Origin of the sequence: Peribacillus sp. YIM B13472, from assembly GCF_042788005.1 — a bacterium.
Lineage (GTDB): Bacteria > Bacillota > Bacilli > Bacillales > DSM-1321 > Peribacillus > Peribacillus simplex_E.
Genome location: NZ_JBHZPG010000027.1, coordinates 16,231 through 40,072, shown reverse-complemented (window position 1 = coordinate 40,072; position 23,842 = coordinate 16,231). Strand labels below are relative to the sequence as shown.

At 40.9% G+C, this 23,842-nt stretch carries 22 protein-coding genes; 7 read left to right on the top strand and 15 right to left on the bottom strand.

The window, feature by feature from the left end; genetic code table 11:
• Positions 1 to 92 precede the first annotated feature (92 nt).
• The 3 genes from ACFX4I_RS18765 to ACFX4I_RS18755 all read left to right on the top strand — a co-directional run bounded on the left by ACFX4I_RS18765 (position 93) and on the right by ACFX4I_RS18755 (position 1,480).
• Positions 93 to 1,013 carry a TIGR01777 family oxidoreductase gene (locus tag ACFX4I_RS18765; RefSeq protein WP_377422296.1) on the top strand — a complete coding sequence of 307 codons (921 nt, stop codon included), beginning with the start codon at positions 93 to 95 and terminating at the stop codon, positions 1,011 to 1,013.
• Positions 1,014 to 1,066: 53 nt separating this feature from the next.
• Complete coding sequence (locus ACFX4I_RS18760; RefSeq protein WP_081088510.1) at positions 1,067 to 1,189, top strand: YfhE family protein; 123 nt, start codon at positions 1,067 to 1,069, stop codon at positions 1,187 to 1,189.
• A gap of 108 nt (positions 1,190 to 1,297) precedes the next feature.
• The gene (locus tag ACFX4I_RS18755) at positions 1,298 to 1,480 is read left to right on the top strand and encodes a YfhD family protein (protein WP_230302717.1); all 183 of its coding nucleotides are present in this window, start codon (positions 1,298 to 1,300) and stop codon (positions 1,478 to 1,480) included.
• Between the two features lie 409 nt (positions 1,481 to 1,889).
• Here ACFX4I_RS18755 and ACFX4I_RS18750 read toward each other — a convergent pair whose 3' ends face one another.
• From ACFX4I_RS18750 to ACFX4I_RS18730, 5 genes are all read right to left on the bottom strand, one after another.
• Entirely contained in the window at positions 1,890 to 3,470 is a 1,581-nt protein-coding gene (locus ACFX4I_RS18750) for a fatty acid--CoA ligase (protein ID WP_377422274.1), read from the bottom strand.
• A gap of 132 nt (positions 3,471 to 3,602) precedes the next feature.
• Entirely contained in the window at positions 3,603 to 4,754 is a 1,152-nt protein-coding gene (locus ACFX4I_RS18745) for a thiolase family protein (protein WP_230302715.1), read from the bottom strand.
• 27 nt (positions 4,755 to 4,781) lie between these two features.
• Complete coding sequence (locus ACFX4I_RS18740) at positions 4,782 to 5,927, bottom strand: acyl-CoA dehydrogenase family protein (protein WP_377422271.1); 1,146 nt, start codon at positions 5,925 to 5,927, stop codon at positions 4,782 to 4,784.
• An 80-nt stretch (positions 5,928 to 6,007) separates the two neighbouring features.
• A complete protein-coding gene (locus ACFX4I_RS18735; protein WP_283932588.1) occupies positions 6,008 to 6,775 on the bottom strand; it encodes a 3-hydroxyacyl-CoA dehydrogenase in 768 nt (255 codons plus the stop codon).
• Positions 6,776 to 6,849: 74 nt separating this feature from the next.
• Complete coding sequence (locus tag ACFX4I_RS18730; protein ID WP_098370602.1) at positions 6,850 to 7,245, bottom strand: MerR family transcriptional regulator; 396 nt, start codon at positions 7,243 to 7,245, stop codon at positions 6,850 to 6,852.
• Between the two features lie 164 nt (positions 7,246 to 7,409).
• Here ACFX4I_RS18730 and ACFX4I_RS18725 point away from each other — a divergent pair, with 164 nt between their 5' ends.
• The 3 genes from ACFX4I_RS18725 (at position 7,410) to ACFX4I_RS18715 (ending at position 9,418) form a co-directional block, all read left to right on the top strand.
• Positions 7,410 to 7,835: a universal stress protein gene (locus ACFX4I_RS18725; RefSeq protein WP_137020306.1), complete on the top strand. Its 426-nt coding sequence runs from the start codon at positions 7,410 to 7,412 to the stop codon at positions 7,833 to 7,835.
• A 167-nt stretch (positions 7,836 to 8,002) separates the two neighbouring features.
• A complete protein-coding gene (gene cidR, locus ACFX4I_RS18720) occupies positions 8,003 to 8,884 on the top strand; it encodes a cidABC operon transcriptional activator CidR (RefSeq protein ID WP_377422269.1) in 882 nt (293 codons plus the stop codon).
• A 162-nt stretch (positions 8,885 to 9,046) separates the two neighbouring features.
• Positions 9,047 to 9,418, top strand: coding sequence for a hypothetical protein (locus tag ACFX4I_RS18715; protein WP_230300456.1), 372 nt, complete (start codon positions 9,047 to 9,049; stop codon positions 9,416 to 9,418).
• Between the two features lie 63 nt (positions 9,419 to 9,481).
• Here the strand turns inward: ACFX4I_RS18715 and ACFX4I_RS18710 are convergent, their stop codons facing one another.
• The 5 genes from ACFX4I_RS18710 to ACFX4I_RS18690 all read right to left on the bottom strand — a co-directional run bounded on the left by ACFX4I_RS18710 (position 9,482) and on the right by ACFX4I_RS18690 (position 13,568).
• Positions 9,482 to 10,204 (bottom strand): amino acid ABC transporter ATP-binding protein, encoded by a 723-nt coding sequence (locus ACFX4I_RS18710; RefSeq protein WP_230300455.1) that lies wholly within the window; start codon positions 10,202 to 10,204, stop codon positions 9,482 to 9,484.
• On the bottom strand, positions 10,201 to 10,857 hold the full coding sequence (locus ACFX4I_RS18705) for an amino acid ABC transporter permease (protein ID WP_230300454.1): 657 nt from the start codon (positions 10,855 to 10,857) through the stop codon (positions 10,201 to 10,203). The genes ACFX4I_RS18710 and ACFX4I_RS18705 overlap by 4 nt, the downstream gene beginning before the upstream one ends.
• Positions 10,858 to 10,935: 78 nt before the next feature.
• The gene (locus ACFX4I_RS18700; RefSeq protein ID WP_377422266.1) at positions 10,936 to 11,757 is read right to left on the bottom strand and encodes a basic amino acid ABC transporter substrate-binding protein; all 822 of its coding nucleotides are present in this window, start codon (positions 11,755 to 11,757) and stop codon (positions 10,936 to 10,938) included.
• A 340-nt stretch (positions 11,758 to 12,097) separates the two neighbouring features.
• Complete coding sequence (locus ACFX4I_RS18695) at positions 12,098 to 13,117, bottom strand: AI-2E family transporter (protein ID WP_230300452.1); 1,020 nt, start codon at positions 13,115 to 13,117, stop codon at positions 12,098 to 12,100.
• 220 nt (positions 13,118 to 13,337) lie between these two features.
• Positions 13,338 to 13,568, bottom strand: coding sequence for an excisionase family DNA-binding protein (locus ACFX4I_RS18690; RefSeq protein ID WP_230300451.1), 231 nt, complete (start codon positions 13,566 to 13,568; stop codon positions 13,338 to 13,340).
• A 249-nt stretch (positions 13,569 to 13,817) separates the two neighbouring features.
• Between ACFX4I_RS18690 and ACFX4I_RS18685 the strand changes: the two genes are divergently transcribed.
• Complete coding sequence (locus ACFX4I_RS18685; protein ID WP_377422264.1) at positions 13,818 to 14,744, top strand: glycine-rich domain-containing protein; 927 nt, start codon at positions 13,818 to 13,820, stop codon at positions 14,742 to 14,744.
• Between the two features lie 409 nt (positions 14,745 to 15,153).
• Here ACFX4I_RS18685 and ACFX4I_RS18680 read toward each other — a convergent pair whose 3' ends face one another.
• The 5 genes from ACFX4I_RS18680 to ACFX4I_RS18660 form a co-directional block, all read right to left on the bottom strand.
• Entirely contained in the window at positions 15,154 to 19,824 is a 4,671-nt protein-coding gene (locus ACFX4I_RS18680; RefSeq protein ID WP_377422262.1) for a hypothetical protein, read from the bottom strand.
• A gap of 172 nt (positions 19,825 to 19,996) precedes the next feature.
• A complete protein-coding gene (locus tag ACFX4I_RS18675; RefSeq protein ID WP_377422260.1) occupies positions 19,997 to 21,202 on the bottom strand; it encodes an MFS transporter in 1,206 nt (401 codons plus the stop codon).
• A 786-nt stretch (positions 21,203 to 21,988) separates the two neighbouring features.
• A complete protein-coding gene (locus ACFX4I_RS18670; RefSeq protein ID WP_377422258.1) occupies positions 21,989 to 22,783 on the bottom strand; it encodes a DUF4097 family beta strand repeat-containing protein in 795 nt (264 codons plus the stop codon).
• Positions 22,776 to 23,330, bottom strand: a complete 555-nt coding sequence (locus ACFX4I_RS18665) for a DUF1700 domain-containing protein (protein WP_377422256.1) — start codon at positions 23,328 to 23,330, stop codon at positions 22,776 to 22,778. Before ACFX4I_RS18665 ends, ACFX4I_RS18670 begins: the two co-directional genes overlap by 8 nt.
• The gene (locus ACFX4I_RS18660; protein ID WP_061461705.1) at positions 23,327 to 23,647 is read right to left on the bottom strand and encodes a PadR family transcriptional regulator; all 321 of its coding nucleotides are present in this window, start codon (positions 23,645 to 23,647) and stop codon (positions 23,327 to 23,329) included. The genes ACFX4I_RS18665 and ACFX4I_RS18660 overlap by 4 nt, the downstream gene beginning before the upstream one ends.
• Positions 23,648 to 23,842 lie beyond the last annotated feature (195 nt).

Below are 23,842 nucleotides of genomic sequence, written 5' to 3'. Positions count from 1 at the left end.
GTTTACCATTTCTATATATAGCATGTCTAAAAATGAAAAAAGAACATGGGCATGTTAAAGTGAAGGAAAGAAAGGGAAAGGAAGTGGTTTTCATGAAAATAGCCATTGCTGGTGGAACCGGTTTTGTCGGCACAGCCCTTATTGATGAATTATCAAAAGAAAATCATGATATATATATTTTGACCCGTCATCCCGAAAAATTTAAAAAACAGACTAATTTGACATATATCGGCTGGTTGACCAAGGAGGCAAAGCCGGAAAAGCAATTGGCGGGGCTAGATGTTTTCATTAACCTTGCTGGTGAATCCCTGAACAGCGGGCGTTGGACACCTGAACGAAAACGCGGGATTGTCGAAAGCAGGGTCGAAGCTTCCAAAGAGATGAACCGGATCATTTCCAACCTGCCCGATAAAGTGTCCGTCATCATTAATGCAAGTGCAGTCGGATATTATGGTATTTCGGACGATGAGACCTTTACCGAAACCTCTGGATCCATTGGTGATGATTTCTTGGCCCGTACTGTTCAACTATGGGAAAAGGAAGCGGCTAAATCACGCTCTTACAGTAAAAGGTTGGTCTTTACTAGATTTGGGGTGATTCTTGGAGAAAAAGATGGCGCACTGCCAATGATGGTCCTCCCCTATAAACTATTCGGCGGAGGAAAGATGGGCAAAGGGAATCAGTGGCTTTCCTGGATTCATATCCATGACGTGGTCCGTGCAATCATCTTTTGCATGAACGATGAGCGGATGGAAGGTCCAGTCAATTTTACGGCACCGAACCCCGTTCAAATGGATACATTCGGGAAAACGATAGGAGCTGTCCTGCACCGGCCACATTGGTTACCCGTACCTCCCTTCTTTCTCAAAAAACTGCTGGGGGAAATGAGCATACTTGTGCTTGAAGGACAAAATGTCCTTCCCACTAAACTTAAAGAGGAAGAATTCACTTTCTCCTTTCCAACCCTTAAAGAAGCTTTACAAAATATCTTGAAAGAAGATTCTCACGTATGAAAGGGTCATTTTAGGAAAAAATAGGGATATTAAGTGAAATGGAGATGATCTAATTGCTCAAAAAACACGATAAAGAGAAAAGTAACTTAACTAGTACCCAAGCGATTCTTTATGCTCGCGAATTTAAAAAAGCAGATCGAGCTGGTGGATATACCGAGAAGAAATCCCGTCGTTAAGTTTGGAGTTTTTTCCCGTACATTTTGAACAGCCACTCTACACAAAATAAGCTGGAGATGATTAGTGAATTCATCTCCAGCTTATTTTTCATTCTAGGGGGCGCTAACATGGGACGAAATAACATACACCATAATCGAGATAAGAACAAACAGAAACTTCCTCAGGTTCCTAAAAACCTGAAGAGTGACGGACTTGACGTTGAATATTCTTCCGAACTGGCTGACCAGGAAGACATCGAGGCACAAGCCCGGGCAAATGCGGCTGACCGCCGTGCTCATAATAGTCGTTAATATGCAGGATAAACCAAACCAAGGGGCTGTAAATCAGCCCCTTATGTTTTCTTTATTTACATAGCTTATCCACAACCCTGTGTATATTGTGGATATATTCTGAAAATACTGACAAACCATAAGTGTAATAACTCACCTTATCACCATGAAAATAATGTTATTTCTGGATAACCCTGTGGATTATGTGGATAAATGGGATGTTATGCTAACCATGCTGCACTTTTGTTGTGGATAACTATTCTCGCTACTTGATTTTTTCCACAGGATTATTATTTATATAATAATTCATCTATATCTGTTACGGTCTTTATTAAATTTCTTCCTTCCAAAATAAATCGCATGCCAAGCAAGTCTAAATGACTTTTACCCCCTAACTTGTCAGTGGTTGTATCGGTTACTGACCCCGGCATTAAAGAAGGTTCCCCAAACTTTTGCCATCAACATTTTCTTCCAAATGTTTACGAAGCAAGAACTTTTGTATCTTCCCGCTTGCGTTTCGAGGCAGCTCATTACAGAAGATATATCTTCTTGGACGTTTATAGTTCGCTAGTGTAACACTGTTTTTACACCAGGTTTCTAAATCGGTTTCCGCAAGCGTTGGGTCTTTGGCTACGATGAAGGCCGTCACCATTTCCCCCCATTGATCATCCGGCTGACCAAGTACTGCACAGTCGAGAACTCCTTGGTGCTCATATAGTGTATCTTCCACTTCACGTGGATAAATATTTTCCCCTCCAGAAATAATCATGTCGTCCACCCGGTCCTTGACCCACAGATATCCATCTTCATCCAGGAAACCGATGTCACCGGAATGGTACCAGCCTTTGTAAAGCGCCTTTTCGGTCTCTCTATCTTTTTGAAAATAACCTTGCATGATACACGGACCCTTCACAAGGATCTCCCCTGTTTCCCCAGGTTCCAGCATATCCTCGGGATCCGATGGCCCTTCGTCATTCGGACGGGCAATGATTATTTCATGATCGGAACAAGCCTTGCCGGCAGAACCCGCTTTCCTAATTTGATCTTCCTCCATTAGGAGAGTGATGGCAGGACCCATTTCAGTCATTCCATAAGCTTGGATGAACTGGATGCCGAGTTTCTCCTGACAGGCACGTACAAGTGTTGGAGCCATCGGGGCTGCTCCATAAAGCCCAAGCTTCAAACTCTGGAATTTGTACTCATCCAAGTTTTCCTGGATGAGCATGTTCCACATCGTAGGTGCAGCAAAAAACTTGGTGATCCCTTCGGATTCAATCAGTTCCATGACCTTTTTGGGATTAAACTGATGTAATATGACATTTGCGGCACCGACCTGTATGCGAGGTAAAAAGGAACAGTGCAATTCAGCACAATGAAACATCGGTGCAGTGATCAAACCGATATCAGAGCGTTCATACTTCATGGCCTCTATTAAAATCTCGGCTTGTTTGACCATGTCTTTATGAAGGTGAATGACCCCTTTGGGACGTCCGGTTGTCCCGCTCGTATACATGATGGCATAGATATCATCTTCGTGAACATCCACTTCATCTGCCTTTGATGAGATACTGGCCATTTTCTGGCGGTAACCTTTTGCATATCCAGGCACATCATCATCAATATACCAAAAAGCCGTTTCCGGAAATCGCTTTTCAACCGCGGCAACGTTCGTTTCCAGTTCGTGTTCGAATAAAACGACCTTTGGAGCGGCGTCTTTCAAGATGAAGGCCAACTCTTCCGGCATTAAACGGAAGTTGATTGGATTAAAGATTGCACCGATTTTTGCACAGGCAAAGAATGCAGTTGCAAGCTCTTCATTGTTGTAAAGGTACGTAGAGACCCTGTCCCCTTTTCGCACCCCTTCCGCTTGAAGTGCCGCCGCCAACCTATTCACCTGCTCATTCCATTGAATGTACGTATAACGGATATTTCTTCTCACGTCGTAGATAGCTTCTTTAATGGGGAATTTCTGAACCGTCTGATCAAAGATATTTTTAATCGTTACTGACATATCATGTTCCTCCTCAAGTAACCACCATCAACAGGAAGAGTTCAGGCAAAGCCTGCCGATGGTCGGCTTCATCCCTTTTTCAGCTTTTACTTTCGTGCGAATTACGAATGTTCATAAATGGATAATCCGGCTTCAGTCCAATCTTTCAATGATGGTTGCATTTGCCATGCCGTGGCCTTCACACATTGTTTGCAGCCCATAACGGCCGCCCGTCCTTTCTAACTCATGGATCATCGACACCATCAATCGGGCCCCGCTTCCGCCAAGAGGATGACCCAAGGCAATCGCCCCGCCATTTGGATTCAGCTTCTTGTGGTCTGCCCCCGTTTCTTTTAGCCAGGCAATCGGTACAGGAGCGAAAGCCTCATTCACTTCAAAGATATCGATATCATCAATTGTAAGACCTGCTTTTTCCAAAGCTTTTTGGGTGGCGGGAATCGGTCCAGTAAGCATCAGGGTGGGATCTGACCCGACAACAACCCGTGTATGCACTTTAAAGCGCGGTTTCAATCCAAGTTCTTCGGCTTTACTGCGTTCCATCAATAATAAAGCGGCAGCACCGTCACTGATCTGACTTGAGTTCCCTGCATGGATTAAACCGCCTTCTTGAAAAACCGGTTTCAATCCAGCAAGTACTTCAAGCGTAGTTCCACCCCTTGGTCCTTGATCTTCCGTAACTTCGATTTGGTTTCCTTCTTTATCAGTACCCGTTACTGATATCACTTCACGGTTAAAATGCCCTTCCTTTTGAGCACGTATTGCTTTGGCATGACTCTCAACGGAAAACTGATCACAATCTTCCCGTGTTATTCCCCACTTATCGGCGATTCTCTCAGCTGACAAACCTTGGTTGATCACCTCATACGAGTCCATATACTTTTGGCTTGTTACAGCACCTTGATAATTAGACCCCATGGGAACTCGTGACATGTTTTCCACACCACCGGCCACTACCACATCCATATCACCTGACAAGATGGCCTGGGAAGCGAAATGGACTGCCTGCTGACTTGATCCGCATTGACGGTCAATCGTCGTTCCCGGCACTTCAATCGGAAATCCGGCAATCAGTGCAGCGACCCTTGCTATATCACCGGCCTGTTCTCCCGACTGTGAAACACAACCTAAAATGACATCATCGACAATAGCCGGATCGATGCCCGCCTTTTCAATCAGCTTCTTCAATACTTCCCCTGCCAGATCATCAGGGCGAACGTCTTTCAAGACACCGTTCCTTCTGCCTACTGGCGTGCGGATCCCTTCAACGATAACCACTTCCCTCATATACTCTCTCCCCTTCTCATCCTTTTATTATAGACCCAGATTCTTAGCGATGATTTTCTTCATGATTTCATTTGTCCCGGCATAGATGCTTGCTACCGGAACATCCCGATACCTTCTGGCAATCTTGTATTCCTCCATAAATCCATAGCCGCCATGGAGCTGCATGCATTCAATGGATATTTTTCTGGCAGTCTCCGTCAAACGCCATTTTGCCATCGAAACTTCCGTTACAACCTGTTCACCAGCCATATGTTTGGCGATCAATTGATCTAGGAAGGCACGCCCCATTTTGATTTCCGTTGCCATTTCCGCGATTTTGAATTGGGTATTTTGAAACTGACTTACGGATTTTCCGAACGCTTCCCTGCCCTTCACGTACTCAATCGTATCGGCTAGCATATCCTCAGATGCGGTTTGAGCACAAATTGCCACCACAAGGCGTTCCTGCTGCAGTTTTTCCATTAAATAAGTAAACCCCTTGCCTTCTTCACCAAGCAGGTTTTCCTTTGGAACACGGCAATCCTCGAAGATGAGTTCTGCTGTATCCTGACTGTGCAAGCCAAGTTTCTTCAGTTTTCGCCCCCTGGAAAATCCGGGTGTATCCCTTTCAACCACGACTAAGCTAACGCCTTTATGTTTCGGAACGGCACTTGGATCCGTTTTACAGGCAACGATGACCAAATCCGAATGAATGCCATTTGTGATGAATGTCTTTTGGCCATTTAATATGTAATGATCTCCATCCAAAATGGCAGTCGTTTTAATATTGGCCAAATCCGAACCTGTGCCAGGCTCTGTCATGGCAATGGCTGTAATGATTTCCCCTGTCGTGCATTTAGGAAGCCAGCGCTGTTTCTGTGACTCATTTCCGTATGCGGAAATATACGGAACGGTGATGTCACTGTGAAGTCCGAAACCAATGAAACCAGAACCGACTCTTTCCAATTCTTCATTAATTATGACAGCAAAGCCCCAATCTACCCCGGAACCCCCATAATCTTCTCCAAGGTCCGGACATAAAAAACCCTGTTCCCCCATTTTCACCCAAAATGACCGGGGAATGATTCTCTCTTCTTCCCATCGTTCATAGTTGGGAACTGCTTCTTTCTCTAAAAACTTTCGGAATGACTTACGGAAAATTTCATGATCTTCACTTAGGTATGGATGCTTCATCTGTTTTCTCTCCTCTCCATTTCTTTGTCGGAGGCTCTTTTTCCAGATTTATAATGGATTGCCCTGAAGGAATTAACAACTTACCTGGGTGACATTCTAATGGCCCCATCAAGCCTGATGGTTTCCCCATTCAGCATTGGATTCGTTATGATGCTTTCCGTTAGTTTAGCGTACTCATCGGGATACCCGAGCCTTGGTGGGAATGGCACGGTTTTACCTAATGACGTCCTAGCTTCTTCAGGCAATGAATCGAACATCGGAGTATGGAATAGACCGGGTGCAATCGATACTACACGTATCCCTTTGGTGGCAAGCTCCCTTGCGATCGGCAAAGTCATAGCAACAATCCCCCCCTTAGAGGCACTATATGCAGCTTGTCCGATTTGTCCTTCAAAGGCAGCTACCGAAGCTGTATTGATAATGACCCCACGCTCCCCCTCTTGGTTCGGTACATTTCCGACCATTTTTTCCGCCGCAAGCCTGATTACGTTAAACGTACCGATCAAATTGATCTGAACGACACTTGAGAACGCTTTCAATTCATGTATACCTTTTCTGCCTATTACCTTCTCTGCAATCGCAATGCCTGCACAGTTGATGACCGTATTGATGCTCCCGAATTTTTTCATTCCTTCATCCAATGCTATCGATACGCTTTCCTCACTAGTTACATCCGTTTTAATAAACAGCACTGAATCTCCCAATTCCTGAGCCATTTTAGCGCCGTTTTCTTCCGAGAGGTCAAATATGACCGCTTTTCCACCTTTTTTAATGATGTTTCTTACTGTCGCAGCTCCCAGACCTGAAGCCCCGCCTGTCACAACTGCAATGGTTTCTTGAATTTCCAAATTCGCACCCCATTTGTTTTCTAGAATATATATTCATCTCTCACTATCATCAAAACCTATTTTCAAGATTAATTTCACCGCTTGCCTGTTTCATCGTTCACTTTCAAGTCATGAAGGGTTTCGGTAAAGCCTTTGATTACCTGTTCAAAATCCTGCTTCAACCCATCCAGCTCTTTAATGCGTTCATTAATTTCGTTTAATTTCTGTCCTGCCGTTTCAATCGTTTTTTCCAATTGCTTAATGCCTGTCCTATCCTTATCGAATAAAAGGACTATATCCTTTATTTCCACTAACGAAAAACCATACTTCTTACCGCGCATTATGATTTTGAGCTGTGCATATTCTTTCTTTCCGTAAACTCTTTTTCCCGATTCGGTACGCTTTGGCCTAAGCATACCCAGTTCCTCATAATAACGGAGGGTCCTTGTCGTCAATCCGAATTCTTTTGCTAACTCAGAAATGGTGTACATGCTAAAACCACACTTTGCAAAGGGATTATTTACCTTTATTCTAACATTGACGTTAACGTAAACTTCAATAAATATTCACAAAATTTATAATATATGAAACTGCATGAAAGATTTATATTGATATACTAGGAGTATATTCTTTAAAAGAAGGGAATGATCGATCAATGCTATGTTCAAAAATATTAGTTGCTTATGATGAATCTGAATTGGCACTTAAATCTTTAGAAAAAGCGATTGAATTAGCGAAGCTGGATCCCGCTATCGAAATCCAAGTGCTTCACGCTGTAACGCTGCCGATCAAACCAAATATATATGGCAATGCCTTTCAGGAAATTGAAGAATCCATGCTCAAATATGGCAAGGAAGTGATTAAAAAAGCGGAAGCGCTTTTATCCGAAATCCCGAATGCATCCCAGACATTTGTCGTAGAGGGTTCAGCCATCACGACTTTATTGGAACATGCAAAATCCCAGAATTGTGACCTTATCATCATGGGCAGCCGCGGATTGAGTGGTTTCAAGGAATTCTTAGGCAGCGTGAGCCACTATATCGTTCAACATTCCCCAGTGCCCGTCTTGTTGGTCAAATAAAATTTACGGCAGATACTCTTGCCAGCCCTTTCATAAGCTGGGTTCCCCTTTGGAGTCCAGCTTTTTCATGCGTGCATGAAACCCCAGCAAAACTTATCATGTTTTACAAACACTTCCGTTTACGGGTAAAATGAAACTAATTTTAAACGAGGATAACAGGTGACGCAATGGATATTAAACATTTGCAATACTTTATAGAGGTAACCAATTTCAATAGCTTCACTCGGGCTGCCGACCATTTATTCATTACCCAGCCGACCATCAGCAAGATGATTAAAAACCTGGAAAACGAGCTAGGTGTTGAGCTTTTTGATCGTTCACGTAAGCAACTGATCTTGACCGATGCAGGCAGGGTTGTCTTAGAGCAGGCAAAATTGATTGATAAGGCCTTTCACAATTTGGAAACGGAAATGGACAATTTATTAGGTTTAAAAAAGGGACATATACGCATCGGGCTGCCGCCGATCATCGACGCTTCTTTCTTCCCCCGAATTCTTAGCCGTTTTCACGAGGACTATCCCAATATTACCTTTCAATTAGTAGAGGATGGTTCAAAGAAAATAGAAGAATCCGTCCAAAATGACTTAATTGATATAGGAGTAATAGTCCTGCCAACCAACACCGCACATTTTCATCATTTTGCTTTTTTGGAAGAAGACATCAACTTGATTGTTCATCCCACCCATCCGCATGCTTGTAAGGAAGAAATCGATTTGGCCGACCTGGAAAACGAATCTTTCATCTTATTCAATAAAGATTACGTCCTTCGAGATCTCATCATTTCATCCTGTAATGAAGCTGGTTTTTCTCCACATATCGTTACTGAAAGCTCACGCTGGGATTTTATTGAGGAAATGGTCTACTGTAAACTTGGCGTTGCTCTATTACCGGAAAGTTTATGCCATCATGATGAGCGCGTAAAGACAATCAAGGTTAAAAACCCCTCCATCAGTTGGAATTTGGGTTTGATATGGAGTAAGGACCATTACCTTTCATACGCTGCAAAAGAATGGCTGAAATATACGAGGGAAGCGTTGTCTCATAAGTAGTGAATTATCTAGCATGATTGATGTAAGCACTATCATAGATTTGGGTTATGCACATGATAACATTTAACCATTTTACAAGGCGTTACGTCGGGGGTAGACTAGTATAAGTAAAAAGCACGGTAAATGCTGATGGATTCAATATATTCTAAAAAGGAGATATTCATGATCACTTTATCTAGTGTCGATGAGTTACAGGCAACAGAAGCAGCTCTGGAGAAAATTAAATATTCATACCCCGAACTATTTAATAAACTGCTCCATGTCGTTGCCTTAACACGGGCTCTTCAATTTAAATATCAATTTATGGGCACATTAATCATGGATGAAAACCCTAACGAATACACCCCTGAATTCGTTATGCCCTCCGTTATCGGATTATATATAGAGGAAGTTCAAAAGTTAAAGGATGATCCGAATATCCAGGTATTACTTCAGACCTTCTCCCAATTTAAAAATATTGGATATGCCAAAATCAGTATGCTCGTGCTCGGTAAAAGCCCTGAATCGCTTTTAGGCGCTTCCTATATCAAATGAAGCCCCCTGATATGCTCCGAAAAAAAACCTCCCATTAAGGAAGGTTTTTTTCTTTACGTGTAATTAAAGCACTTTACTCAAAAAGGCTTTAGTTCTTTCCTGCTGGGGATTATTAAAAATCTCGCTTGGAATATTTTCTTCAATAATATAACCTTCATCCATGAAAATCACGCGATCTCCAACTTCTTTTGCAAACCCCATCTCATGGGTCACAACTACCATGGTCATGCCTTCCTTAGCCAGTTGCTTCATGACCTCAAGAACTTCACCTACCATTTCCGGATCTAGAGCGGAAGTCGGCTCGTCGAATAGCATGATTTTGGGCTCCATCGCCAACGCCCTGGCAATTGCGACGCGTTGCTTTTGTCCCCCCGATAATGAATCCGGATATGCGTTCGCTTTCTCGGCAAGTCCCACTTTCTTAAGCAGCTCCCTCCCTCTTTGGGAAGCCTGTTCTTTGGATATTTTGCGGACCTTTATAGGCGCAAGCATTATATTCTCAAGAACAGTCTTATGTGGAAATAAGTTAAAATGCTGAAATACCATGCCAACTTCCGTCCGGACTTTATTGATATTGACCTTCTTGTCTGTCGTATCAAGCCCTTCAATGAAAATATGGCCACCCGTTATTGTTTCAAGTTGATTGATACACCTGAGGAAAGTGGATTTACCCGACCCAGATGGACCAATCACCACGACTACTTCCCGTGGGGAAACGATTGCATTGATATTTTTCAATACATCATTTTCGCCAAATGACTTCTTTAGATTCTCCACCTTGATCATTCTGTTTTCAACCTTCTTTCGAGTCTATTTAATACGAAACTTAAAATGAGGGTCAGGAATAAATAGATGAAGGCACACGCCAAGTATGGCTCCCACACTTTAAAGTACTGGCTCCCCATCGCTTTCCCCCAATACATCAATTCCGGGGCAGCAATGACACAAAGCAGGGATGAATCCTTCAATAATACGATGAATTCATTTCCTAACGGAGGAATCATTCTTTTGAAAGCTTGAGGCAATATAACATGTATCATTGTTTGGATATGAGTCATTCCCAATGAACGCGCCCCTTCCATTTGCCCTTTATCGATGGATTGAATGCCCGCCCGGAAAATTTCGGCAATATATGCGGCTGCATTTAAAGATAAAGCAATGACACCGGCAGTAACTGCATTCGTTTCCCCGGTAAAAAAGGGCACAATTCCAAAATGGATTAAAAAGATTTGAACTAAAAGCGGTGTTCCGCGAAAAACCGTGACATAACAGTAAAATGGAAAGGCAAGCACTTTGTTTCTCATGAGTTTCCCTAAACCGATCAATAACCCTAAAAAAGTTCCGATGAGGATGGAGGAAACCGACAGCCCTATTGTAAGCAACGTTCCTTTTAATAAGAAAGGAACATATTCAAAAATAATATCCCAGCGAAAACTCATTTTGTTTCCCTCCTAAGACCAAAAAAACTGCGTAACTTCACACGTAAAGTTACGCAATCTTTTACTATCCTTTTGTTTTTATTGTTGTGCTTTCAACGTTTCAATATCTGGATCAGTACCAAACCACACTTTATAGATTTCTGCATATTTCCCATTTTCATAAATGGCATTCACGGCTTTATCGAACTCCGATTTCAAATCACTGCCTTTTGGGAACATAAGACCATAAAACTCCTCATTGAAGCTTTTGCTATCTTCAACGACTTTCAGTTTTTGATCGGGGTTATTTTTAACATATTCTTCCACAACCGTATTATCAGCTACGACAGCCGAAGCTCCGCCTTTTAGTAATTCCTGAATGGCCAGGTTATTATTTTCGAATTTTTTGATATCCTTGTGATTCTTTCCAAGGAGTTTCTCTACCGCTTCCTGTCCAGTAGTACCAGTCTGAACGGCAATGACGTTTCCTTTCAATTCATCTCCTGATTTTATATCACTATTCTCAGGAACGAGAATCTTGTTTGTGGATAAGAAATACGGAACAGAGAAGTCATAAGATTGTTTTCTTTCGTCATTCACTGTAATCGCAGATATGGCGACATCCGCTCTCTTACCTTCGATTTCAACAAAAATCGGATCCCAACCAACAGTTTCCAATTTAACTTCATAACCCGCTTCTTTTGCAACGGCCTTGATGAAATCAACATCGAATCCTACAATTTTATCTCCTTCAAGATATTCAAATGGGGCATAGTTGGCGTCCGTCACGATCCTGAGTGTTTTCCCATTGGACTCTTCTTCTTTACCAGTTGTCGAGACTTCCTTACCCTTCCCGCATCCTGTCATGACTAGTAACAAAGAAGCAACCATGGCAAACACTAAAAAAGAAACCTTTTTCAAAATAATCCCCTCTTCTCTCTCGTAAACTCTCTTTTTTTTAAAAAATCAGATAAATCTAACTTTAGAGAACTTTCAGTATATTCTTTTAAGAATATTATACGTTTATTTGTTTTTTTATGCAATAAAAAGTCGATACATAACTTTAGTAAAATAAAATTTTAATCAATTAACTCGGTAAATCAAAAACGCAACTATGCTCTAATAAGGAAAGGTGCACCCTTTTCCCCTTTACTCGAATTAATGGATATTATATTGAAAACAGTTAGCGCCATCTTTCAAAGGTTTAATAGAACAAAAATAAGCAGCGGCCATATTAGCGTGGCTGCTGCTCAAATGAATATTATGTGACTTCCATATTCCCCTCTTCAATATCCAACATATCCAACAGGAAGATGAAGATCGGTATTCCGATGATCAATCCCCATATCCCAAGGAAATGCTCGGAAAACAATAGGATGATGAAGGTGAAAAATGTTGGAAGATTTGTTTTTGCCGACATGAATTTCGGATTTAAAATATAGCTTTCAATTGCATGGATCACAACAATCATGATAAATACAGCAATCACTTTGGGCATGCCGCCGATACTATAGGCAATCATGCTAAGTGGAATGAGGGAGATGATGACCCCTGCAACCGGAATCAAACCCAGGAAGAAAATCATGATCCCTAGACCGAGCAACTGCGGGAAGCCAAGAATCCATAAGAAAGTGACAGATAGGACAGCATTCGTGATGGCTATCAAGAACTGGACCTCAATAACCTTTCCGAATGAATTGATGAATTTGACGCCAAAGTGGCTTAAGTTTATAAAGAAAGATTTAAATTTGGCCCGCTTGAATTTAGAAGTGAAACGAATGATTTTATCTTTTTCCAATAAGAAAAATAGACTAAGCAACATGGAAATGAAAATTTGAAATGCCAGTTTACCGAAATCGGATATATACAGATAGAGTGTATTCATCTGTTTTTGAAGATCGAGCGGCGATTCCAGCTCGTTCATTATATTAATGGCATATTGAATGACCCTACTATCTGGTGGATGTTGAAAGAAGAAAACGATCTGTGTCACTAATTCCGTGAATTGCAGCGTAATGACCGGTAGATATTTATAAAGTACGATGGCTAAACAAGAAATGACGACTACATATAAAAAGCTTATAACAACCTTGGAGTTGATATGCATCACTTTATTCAGCCGAAACATGATAAATTGCTCCAGTCTTCCCATCAAGAAAGTGAAAACAAATGTGAATAACACGATATTAACCATACTACCGATGCTTATTAAAAAGAGGACTAACACAATTAATGTAATTAACCTTGAAAAACCTTCGCTTTGCAAATACTCTTTTACCACTTACCTATCTCCTAACTACCGTTCTGCCGTGATAATTCCTTTACCTTTCATTTTACACGGAATTGAGGAATTCTACTACAATTACCTTCAATTGACAACAAAATTATTTGAATGATCAGTAAAACCCATGATGGAGACGCCGTTATAGACTTTTTAGAAAATTCAATCTTTTACCCCAAGCCATTTCTGCATGAAAAAACATCTGCCAAATCGGCAGATGCTAATCTTCATCCTTCACATCGATATCTTCGGGGATGGGTTCGTTATAATAATCCGCTAAATCCTTCTTATACTTCTCCATCTGTTCAAAATGCATATTAAATTGATCTTTAAAAATCAAATGCTGCTCACCATCATGAACGGTACGAATTTTATTTTGAACGATCAAACTTTCTATATAAGATTCCGGCATCGATAGATATTCCGCAGTCTCTTTTACTGTCAAGTACATGCCTTCACCCCTTTTCCTCTCTAACTATACTAGATATGAAGCATTATTTGAAGTGCTTGGTTTTTGATTGAAAATCCCTTGCATGACAAGCAAAGGACGAAACCGTTTCAGGGTGTTGGCATGCAACGACCACAGCTTAATCGAGTTCCTTAAATGGAACATTTTAGGCAAAAAACTTACAATCCCTTCCAATAACATGTAAGATAATATTAAAGTAATATATCCATATATTAAGAGGAGTGGACAAAAATGACTTTCTTTTATGTCATTCTTGCGGCAATTTTTGCTGTTTTCCTGGTCAATTTCGTTAAAGGGCTAAGTGAACCGGCTAAATTAGAACGCTATCAAAATGAATTCCGTAAATACCATTCTGAAACTTTAGATCTGCATGCAACGGAAATCGTTTCAGAAGCATTGATAGAAAAGCTTAATAAAGCACTGGATTTCAATTATATGGAAAAGGTCAATACTGAATTCCGCCTGAAGCATCCACGGGACTCACAGATAAAGGTCAATCAGGCATGGCGTGAATTGAAACGCTACTTGATTATGGCTGCAGTGTTTGGAAAAATTGAAATGTTTAATTCAGTCATCGATGAGTTGTGGCATATCATGCTGAAAGATAGACGGGAATATGATGAGTTTTGCCAATCTTTCATCGGTAGGACCATTCACCACCATCCTCATTCAGGACCTGTTTTCAAACCTGAAGAACGCACTCTTTTTGACTTTTACTATGTACAGCTATTTACCGTGGATTCCCATTCCATTCAAAAATGGGGCAAATTTTTCAAACATGATAAAGGGCAAACGCTTCTCTGCGACTTTGAAACGTTGGAGCTGGAGCAGTTAAAAGAGAAATATATGCGGAAACCGACAAGTATGCAAGCGGAACGGACCTTTGAATCTTTCACTTCCCGATTTAAAGAAAATCGCCCCATGACAGAATTGAATTGGCGGAAAACGTACGAACAGACGGACTACGCAGCTCCTGCCTATTTCACTTATGCAAGCACTGATGATTTTGACAGCGAATTTAAAGATATTTTCGGGAATGAATCGAACACAGTTTCCTTTGGATCCGGCCATGCCGATCATGGTGGTCATAACGGTTCCCATGACAGCAGTTCTGATTCGTCTTCAAGCTGTTCTTCATGCAGTTCTTGTTCCTCTTGAGCTTCTAAAGCGTTTCAGTTTGTATGCACAAGCATATAAACTTGATATGATAATGAGATACGAAAATTCAGACCAGTTTTTATATAAGCAAATATGGAAAATAAGAAAAAAAATACTAGGCTTAACTGAAAATCGAGCGAAACCAATTGGAAAAATACAGAAATGTCCTTTCGCCATTTTTAATTAATGTTCTGCAAACTAATATAGATCAGTGGGAAATGGAAATTCATGTTTAGGAAGAGGAATTAAAAAAATCAGAAAAAGAGAAAGAGAGTTTTTAAGTGCTCTCAGTTTGTAGACAAAAGGGGTTCGGAATTTATAAATTCCGAACCCCTTTTTGAGATTTCCTTTGAATTTTTTTTCCAAGGTTAAGAGATTGGGCATCTGACGCATTTCATTTCCTTCTTCATTAATTCCACCGATTGAACCAATTCTTGATCCTTTGTTTATTTTTCTCAAGAACCTCCTTCGATGTCCGGTTGTCTTTTTGTTTTTTCCATTCAAAGAAAGATGCAATTCCGATAAGCAGCGCTCCGCCGATGATTAAATACAGCCACCATGGCATCTCGCCCCACATCGAATTGGTATTCATATAGACATTGAATAAAATGGTCCCAGTTCCAGCGATGAAATAGGATTTGTATTTCATCATGAATCCAAAGAGCATTGCTGCCAATGACACCGTGCCGATAATGAGAGCATCATATAAGGTGTTTCCTGCCATTGCATCAATGATCAAGGCTGAAAACAAGAGGAAAACAATACCACTCTCGATATATTGTGTGATTTTGCCTTTAACAAAGATTTTCCTCAGCAGAGTGGTGCTGACAATGAACAGCGGCAGAATGTTCACCTCCTCTTCAAGTACAGGAGGTATCGTGAGCTGACCGACAATGACCCAATACGGATATAGACTGAACAATATCGCTGCAGCCATCTGGGAGTTTCTTTCCAACGTTCCTGTAGTCGCGCTTCTCATCAAAAAGAAATAGGCCGGAATCAGAAGTGCCACGAAGATTTCCAAAATGAAATGTGCTGGTCCTTCCGTCAAAACATCCATGTTCATGGCAAGAAGAAACAGCAGACCATAGACTCTGTAAAAATCCAATTGAAGTCCTGCCCCGTCTTTATACAGCAAGCCTTTAAAGAATTTCCTGCTTAACAGTACCATCACGGCCGTACACCCAAAAAGGACTGCCGCCCCAACGAAAGGCTGTAATGTGTCCGCGTAGATGGTGATGGTCCAATACGGATACAAACTGAGAATTCCCGTCAGCCAAACGTAGATGCCCTTTTCTTTTACATCCTTTGTGAAACTTCCAATCAAGATGAAGTAAACCGTGATCAAGAGCGAGACGACAACCTGGAGTAACTGGCTTGATGATTCAGTTACTGGAATTCCCCTATTCATGGCAAGTAAAAACAGCAGGCCATATATCCTGTATGCATCGATGGTAATACCTGTTTCTTCCTTTTTGATTAAACCATCGAAATAACGCCGGCTTAAAAGCAGCATCGCTGACATCCAGCCGAAAAGGAACATCAATCCCTTTACAACCGATAGGCTGTCGGCATAGCCGACGATGTTTAGGAAGGGATACAGACTGACTAGAGCAGCAATATTGGAATAGATTTTCCTTTCTGGCTTTTCCGCTGTCAAGTTTCTCAGGAAAATGAAATAAGCGGTTAACAGAAGCGATACAAAGACTTGGAGTAACTGATATTTAGTATCATTAAAAACCTCCACATTCATATCGATCAAAAAGAATAAACCATAGATACTGAAAGGATCAAAGCTGACGATTCCTGATCCATTTTTCTTGAGTAACCATTTGGAATACAGCCTGCTTAACAACAACATTCCTGCCATACAGCCAAAAAGAACTGCCAAACTCGTGACGACTGGGAGTGCATGGGCAAAGTCTATGATATTGATGAACGGGAAAAGTCCGATGATGGCCGCTATTCGTGAGTTAATGCTTTTTTCTTTCGTATGGATCGTGAATCTTCCCATAAGGATGAAGTAGCTAGGCAACAGCAGGGAAACAAAAATCCCCAAAATTGCAAAACCTGTATCGCTCATAAACACTTCCAGATTCAGAGTGCACAGATATAACAAGCCAAAAATCCGATAATAATCAATGACTGTCTTCGTTCCATCTTGGTTGACCAATCCATTGAAATGGCGTCTGCTAGCCATCACCATCACAGTCATGCATACAAGCAATACGATAATCGCCATAACCAAAGGTATTGTATTTACATACATATTATAGAAGATGAACGCCAGGCTTAGAGGAACCACAACATAGTTCCGCCAATTCCTTTTCATGAGCAGATACCAGGCAAACAAGAACTGTACAGTCATCACTCCTACCCAGACCAATTCCCTGTTAAGCGGAAGATCCCGGATTGCCGTTTCCAATATGGAAATGCTTATTCCTATATGAATGAACGGAATAAGATAATACTCCATGATTCCTTTCCAATTCTTATTGGAAACCGACCACAGAATGGTTATGAGTCCTGCTGTAATCATCATGGATATTGATGTAATGAATGCCATTTGCCCCACGTTTGCAAAAAATAAATGGACCTGCAGGAAAAGGGCTGAAAAACCTAGGTACGTAAAAACGTATTTTTCCCATTTCACATGTGCCCTTAAAGCACTCAAAATATAAATCAACAGTTGTGCAGCAAATAGGGATGGTGAACTTTCCGTATTAACAATGAGCAAATATCCAACGGGAATCGCCAGTAAATTGGCAAGGTGACTAGTATATTGGAAGTACAATTTCCCTTTCTTCGAATATTTCCCAAGCCCTTCTCCTAAAAGGAAAAAGATAATAGGACCTAGCAGCACAAACGCAATCTTCAATACCATTGAACTCAAATCAAAAACATCGTAGAGTGAAGCATATAGGCTGGCACTTGTAATCACGACAGGCACCCAGAATATGTGCTTCCGATGTATATGGACGGACCAGCCGTTTATTGCCGTAGCTATGGCAATGACTCCGCTTTCCTCCAAAGGCTTCAGTGAATCGAATGGAATCGATACCAAGGAAAGGAAGGAGAGGATCTGTGCGCAATATGCAAAAACAGGAAAAAATTTATAATATCCCTTTTTAAATGTGTAAGCTGCACCGATGGAAATCAGTGAAACCCCCATTAAATAGACGCTGAGCATTATATTTGATCGGACCCACCCTAAACCCTCCAACAAATATGGATAGAGAGCAACCAAAGCCAGTACGAAAGTGATTGGAAATCCGTATATGGCGTTTTCCTTCATATGCTTTGATTCGTCTTTTATATATGTGATGAAGAAAAGCCCCGAGATCATGGCGAACGCAGCACTAACTGCAAGCCAATCCATTTCGCTCAATTTACTGGTCAGTATCACTAACATGATCATTGGGGAGATAAGTAAGATACTCTTTTTAAAAAGGCTGTACCTTGGGTGACGGTTATATAAATATACTCCAACATATTGAATGACCTGAAGAACGAAAACAAGATTTAAAATGGTAGAAAAAGAGACTGGCATGGCAAAGAAAAGATACAGGAACGCTAAGTCGAAAACAACAACAGCCGGGTACGTGAAGCTTGAATTTCTCGAATGAAGGGAAACATGGACAAGCTGAGCGGATACTATCATGAGTACGATGAATATTTGCGCATAGTTCTCCTGGTACACCATCGCGTTACTATATAAGAAAACGATCCCGCTTTCAATCAAACTGGTGAACATGAAGTTCTTGGAAAGCTTAGTCATTTTGGATTTAGCCAGATATTTCGATAGCATTGTAAAAATGATTGGTACAAGTGCAAAAGCAATGATCATATATTCACTTAAAAATGAGTTAAAGATTAAATGGATATATCCATACGTGAAAACGGCGCTAAAAGCCATTTCATAATATTTTTTTTGGAATTTGACCGAAAAAATTAAAAATAACACAGAAAAGACCATCAACGTTAGCGAGTACACCAAGTTACTTGAAAATAACGTCAGGATCACAAAGGCTTCCACGATGATCTTAAACTGGATGAATTGAAAAATGAATGGTTTGAATAACGTTAATGCTTTTTGATTTTTCAATTGCTCGATATTCCATAATAGTATTAAATTAAGAATGCCAATCGCCAAAAACATCCACTCGATAGTCGGCGTCACAAAGGCCAATCCGAAATAGCAGGTAATGCCAAACGTGAATATCGAAATGAAAATGAATATTTTCGACTTAAAGTAGTCAGCAATCTTACAATAAATCGCTAAACAAAGTAATCCCCCAAAAAAACCCAAAAGCCCCTTCCCTCCACCATTAAGTGAAAGGTACTCTCCAAAAATCCGATAATATGAAGCTGATAAAATCGTAATCGGAATGAATAAACCCGCTAGCGTCAGGAATGCAAAAGCTGTCTGTTCAATTTTCAGCTTTGAAGCGATGAAGGCCATTCCTGCAAAAATGACGGATACCATTCCAATGAAGAAAACTTTCAGGACCGCATTCAGATCTCCCCATGAGGAAGTTGCTAAAATCAACCCGCCGAACAGAAGCAATATGACCCCGGTGAGAAGGATGACTGAGATATTCCGTTCCCTGATTTGCTCAGGTGTTTTCTTCGGCTTTGCCGGTTTTACCGGTTTCTCCCGCTTGATGGCCTGCTTTTGAATAACAGGTTTCCTATCAGTGATATCCTTGAAAGGTTCAAGACTTTCCTCGAAAACTGATTCATTAGTTTCATACGAGGTCTTCTCATCTTTCGTTATCGATTCGTTCACTCCACTAGATTCACGTAATTTGAATGAAGATTCTTCAATCAGGCTATCTTGTACCCTCACCTCGGCACTTTCACCGATAATCGTTTCTTGTCCTTGGATGGATTTCTTTTTTTCATGCCCTAAGCGCTTTTGTTTATGGAGGGCTAATTGGAAATGCCGATTGTATGCCCTGCTAATCCGGATATATTCTGATTTAGGGATGAGCCGCCTTTCCCATAAAACATCCAGCTCTTCTTGGAAAATACGCTTCCTTCTTTCTAATGTCATTTCTTCGTTTGAAGAATCATTCATCCCAAGATTCCCCTTCCTTCAAATAGACCTTCTATCATCTTATGTATATTCTCTTTTTGATAATAACAAAGTTTTTCCATTTTTTATATATTAAGGATGATACACTGATGAAACAAGGAAGCCAGTGGTGTTCCTCCTGACTCAAAAAAAGAATGACTTCTATTGAAGCCATTCAACGTCTTTCCATTGATTTTACTTTATCCTCGCTCCTGATGATGCATAAATAAACGATCATTGAGATGAAAATCGAGGCGGCTGCCGTGATATAGATGCTCCTATAGCCGAAGAGGAAGCCTATTTGCCCGAACACGATGGCACCTATGCCCACTCCAAGATCGAAAAATGAAAAGTATGTTGCATTCGCCATCGCCTTCCGATTGGGTGCCGTCTTCTCAATCGACCATGCCTGAAGCGCCGGCTGAACAGAACCGAATCCAAATCCATAAAGCATTGCCGCAATGAAAAGGACCGCTTCACTCGGCATCCACGCAAGCAGCAGCATCCCAGCCATGATGAGTAATGTTGAAGGCACGAATATGGCTCGGTGTCCCCTTCGGTCATATAATCGACCCGCGAATAATCTCGTGACCATGAGGGCCATTGCATATACTAAAAAATACCACTGAATGCCATCTACACCTTTTTCCGCTGTATATAGGGGAAGGAAGGTTGCAATTCCACCAAATGTAACGGAGATGAAGAAAATGAGCAAAGATGGCTGAAGGGCACTTTTTTCATATATATCAAACCTTTTGGCTCTGAAAGCCGCCGAAGGATCACTTTCCACTTTTTGATACCGAATAAGTGATGCTGCAATGATGGCAAACAAACCTAATAATGAGCAAATCAAAAACAATTCTTGAAACGGAAGGACCGTAACTAGAAAAAGACCCAATGATGGCCCGAATGCCAGTGCTAAGTTACCCGATAATCCATAATACCCCATCCCCTCGCCACGCCGTTTCGCAGGGATTATATCGGAAGCAATCGTTCCTGATGCCGTTGAAGAAAATCCCCAGCCGACGCCCTGTACAATCCGCATCAGAAATAACAGGCCGATGCTCCCCATAAACCCGAAGGAACCCACGGACAATGCAAAAATGGCTAATCCGGCAGAAAAAACGATGCGCCTTCCCTTAGTCTCCAATAATCTGCCGGCAATTGGCCGAACAAGCAAGGCCGAAAAAGTGAAGATTCCAAGGACAGCCCCTACCAGGCGGTCGTCACCGCCAAGCTGTTCTACAAACAGCGGGAGGGTCGGCATCGTCATTTGAAACCCCATGAAGATGCACATATTTGCCAAACAGATCATGATGAAATCACGTGTCCAGATTTTATCAGTCCCTCTTACCCGTTCATCCACTAAGGTTTCCTTCATATCCCTTCACCTTCTAATTAAAATAGTCATTGCCAGTTTACTAAAATTGGTTAAAATAAGCGAATGATTTATTTCGTATACCTAAATATATATATATAAATAAAAGCCCAGTATGACACTGGGCTCCCCCTTCATAACAAAATGCCGATATGTTCGTTTCCGTCCACTTACCTTCCTTATGCAAACTAACAATGTAAGTTCGCCAGGCTTTCTATTCATCATTCTTACAACGAATTGTTTTATTTCAAAATTCCATTAAACCACCCACGTATCAACCATTCTGCTAGTGAGGAATGGTAGGATTACCTTGCCCTATCTTATTGTATCCCATATCTTTCATCTACCCGCCCGAACGAGTTTCTGTTCTTTTTTTCGCCGTTTATCTTGAAACATTTTTTGATCCGCTTCCATGAATAAGCTATCCATATTCCCTTTGGAATGCGACCGGTAAGCATGCCCATATGACAAACTGATGTGGGCCCCCAAACTTTTGAAGTCATTTTCATTAAAATCTTTTCCTTAGATTTGATGGCGGACTTACACTCATTACTTTTAACATAATTTCCCTTTTCGTATTATAATTCTAAACATCTAAAACTCTATTATCGGAAACTCGTCTATTCCTCTCCAGCCAGTCAGTACTTTGTTCCAACAAATATAGGCTTCTGTTTATGGTTCATTTCTAAATTGGCATTATTATAAAACACCTGCTGTTCATGAAGATGAAATGGCCGCATAATTGAAAAAAGCCGATCCCAATTGGATCGGCTTTTTTATGCTTCACGACTATTTCGTTACTTCGATTTTCCCATTATTCGTTTCCAATTTCACTAAGTTTTCACCTTTGCCAATGACAGTATCGCCCTCATACTTACCAAGGATATCCACTCCCCCATTGTCAACATGAACATCGAAAGTTGTATTTGTCGGTTCATTCTCCGTTTTGATCATGATTTTACCATTATTACTTTTGAAGTCGATCTCCCTATCCAAGTCTTTCGTGAACAATGTAATTTTACCGTTATTCAATGACCCAACCAGTTTTCCCTCCACATTATTAAGATTTACTTTTCCATTAGCAGATTTCACTTCAACTTTTTCGGTTATTATATCATTTAATTCTACCCGGCCATTTTGAGATTTCACATTCAGATTTTCACTTTTCAATCCTGATATTTGCAATTTTCCATTATCAGATTCGACGACAAAGGATTTATAAGATTCATCAGGCACATACACCTTTAAATGTAAGGATTGAATATGAAAACCAAAGCTAAAGGTACGTCGATCTTTTAATTGTACCGAAAGCTTCTTCCCTTCCACATCGGCAGTGAAATCCAACTTGGAAACATCCATCCCTTTTGAGACCAATTCTATCCTGGTCTCCTTATCCTTCGTTGGAACGATTTCTACAGCTGCATTGTCAGTGTCGATCTGAATGTCCGTCATGATCTCCGAAATCGTTTTTTCCTCTGTAGTCGTTTCCTTATTCGTCACTTGGGAAAACGTAAACAGACTTCCTATTACTCCGACCAGTAACAATACAAGTGCAATGATCGATAATTTTTTTACATTAATCATTTTTCAAACCGCCTTTCACAAGGGAAGCGTTATATTTTAAATAGCGAATGAATCCTTTAGTTAAAGCGTTCGTCGCGACAAACAATCCCATGGCAATGAAAATGCCAATCCCGCATAGTCCCAATGCGAAGAAAAGATCGAATAATTGAAAGTTACCTATCGCAAGGTTAAAAAGAACGCCAAACGGAGCAAGAATGAACGCGATCGCCGAAGCCCATCCTGCAATGACAACTCCAATCAATGCTACTAATGGTCCCAAAACGATCACTAAATTAAAGAATCCCAAACCAATGACTGCCCAAACCGCCCGCATTACATTACCTGCCGAAGTCGTTTGTTCGACCTGACCAAGATGATAGGATGCCATCAGTTCCTTGGAAATCTGTTTAGGATTCCCTAGAGATTTGGAGATTTCCTGCTCTGACTTCCCTTCTTCCATTCCAATTTCGAAATACTCTTCGTAATCTTGAAGGATATCTTCCCGTTCCTCTAAGGAAAGTCTGGTTAAAGAGGCATTCAATTGTTTTAAAAATTGTTCTTTATTCATTGGTTCACACCTTCCTTGATTAATTGATTGACCCCATTGGAAAATTCATTCCATTCCGTCAGCAGCTCTTGAAGGTATCTCCGGCCTTTGTCCGTTAATTTATAATACTTGCGCGGAGGCCCTTCTGTTGATTCTTGCAAATATGTCGTAAAATACTCCTCCTTCGTCAAGCGTCGTAAAAGTGGATATACCGACCCTTCCGATATTTCAATTTGATCCGAAATCTTTTGGACAAGTTCATATCCATAGCGATCCTGCTTATCCAGTAAGACCAGGACACATAGTTCCAGGACACCTTTCTTAAATTGTACATTCATAGCACCATCACTCCTTCCAAGAGTCTTTTAGTATAGTTCAATAAACAGTACTGAACACCGAACAATACATCTTATGTAAATAATTTACCACACGGTACTGTTTATTGCAAGGTACTGTTTTTTTTGTACTACATCATTCCTATTAGGGTAGAAGAAAATTAACATTATATTCAAAGCTGCAAGAGAATACGATGT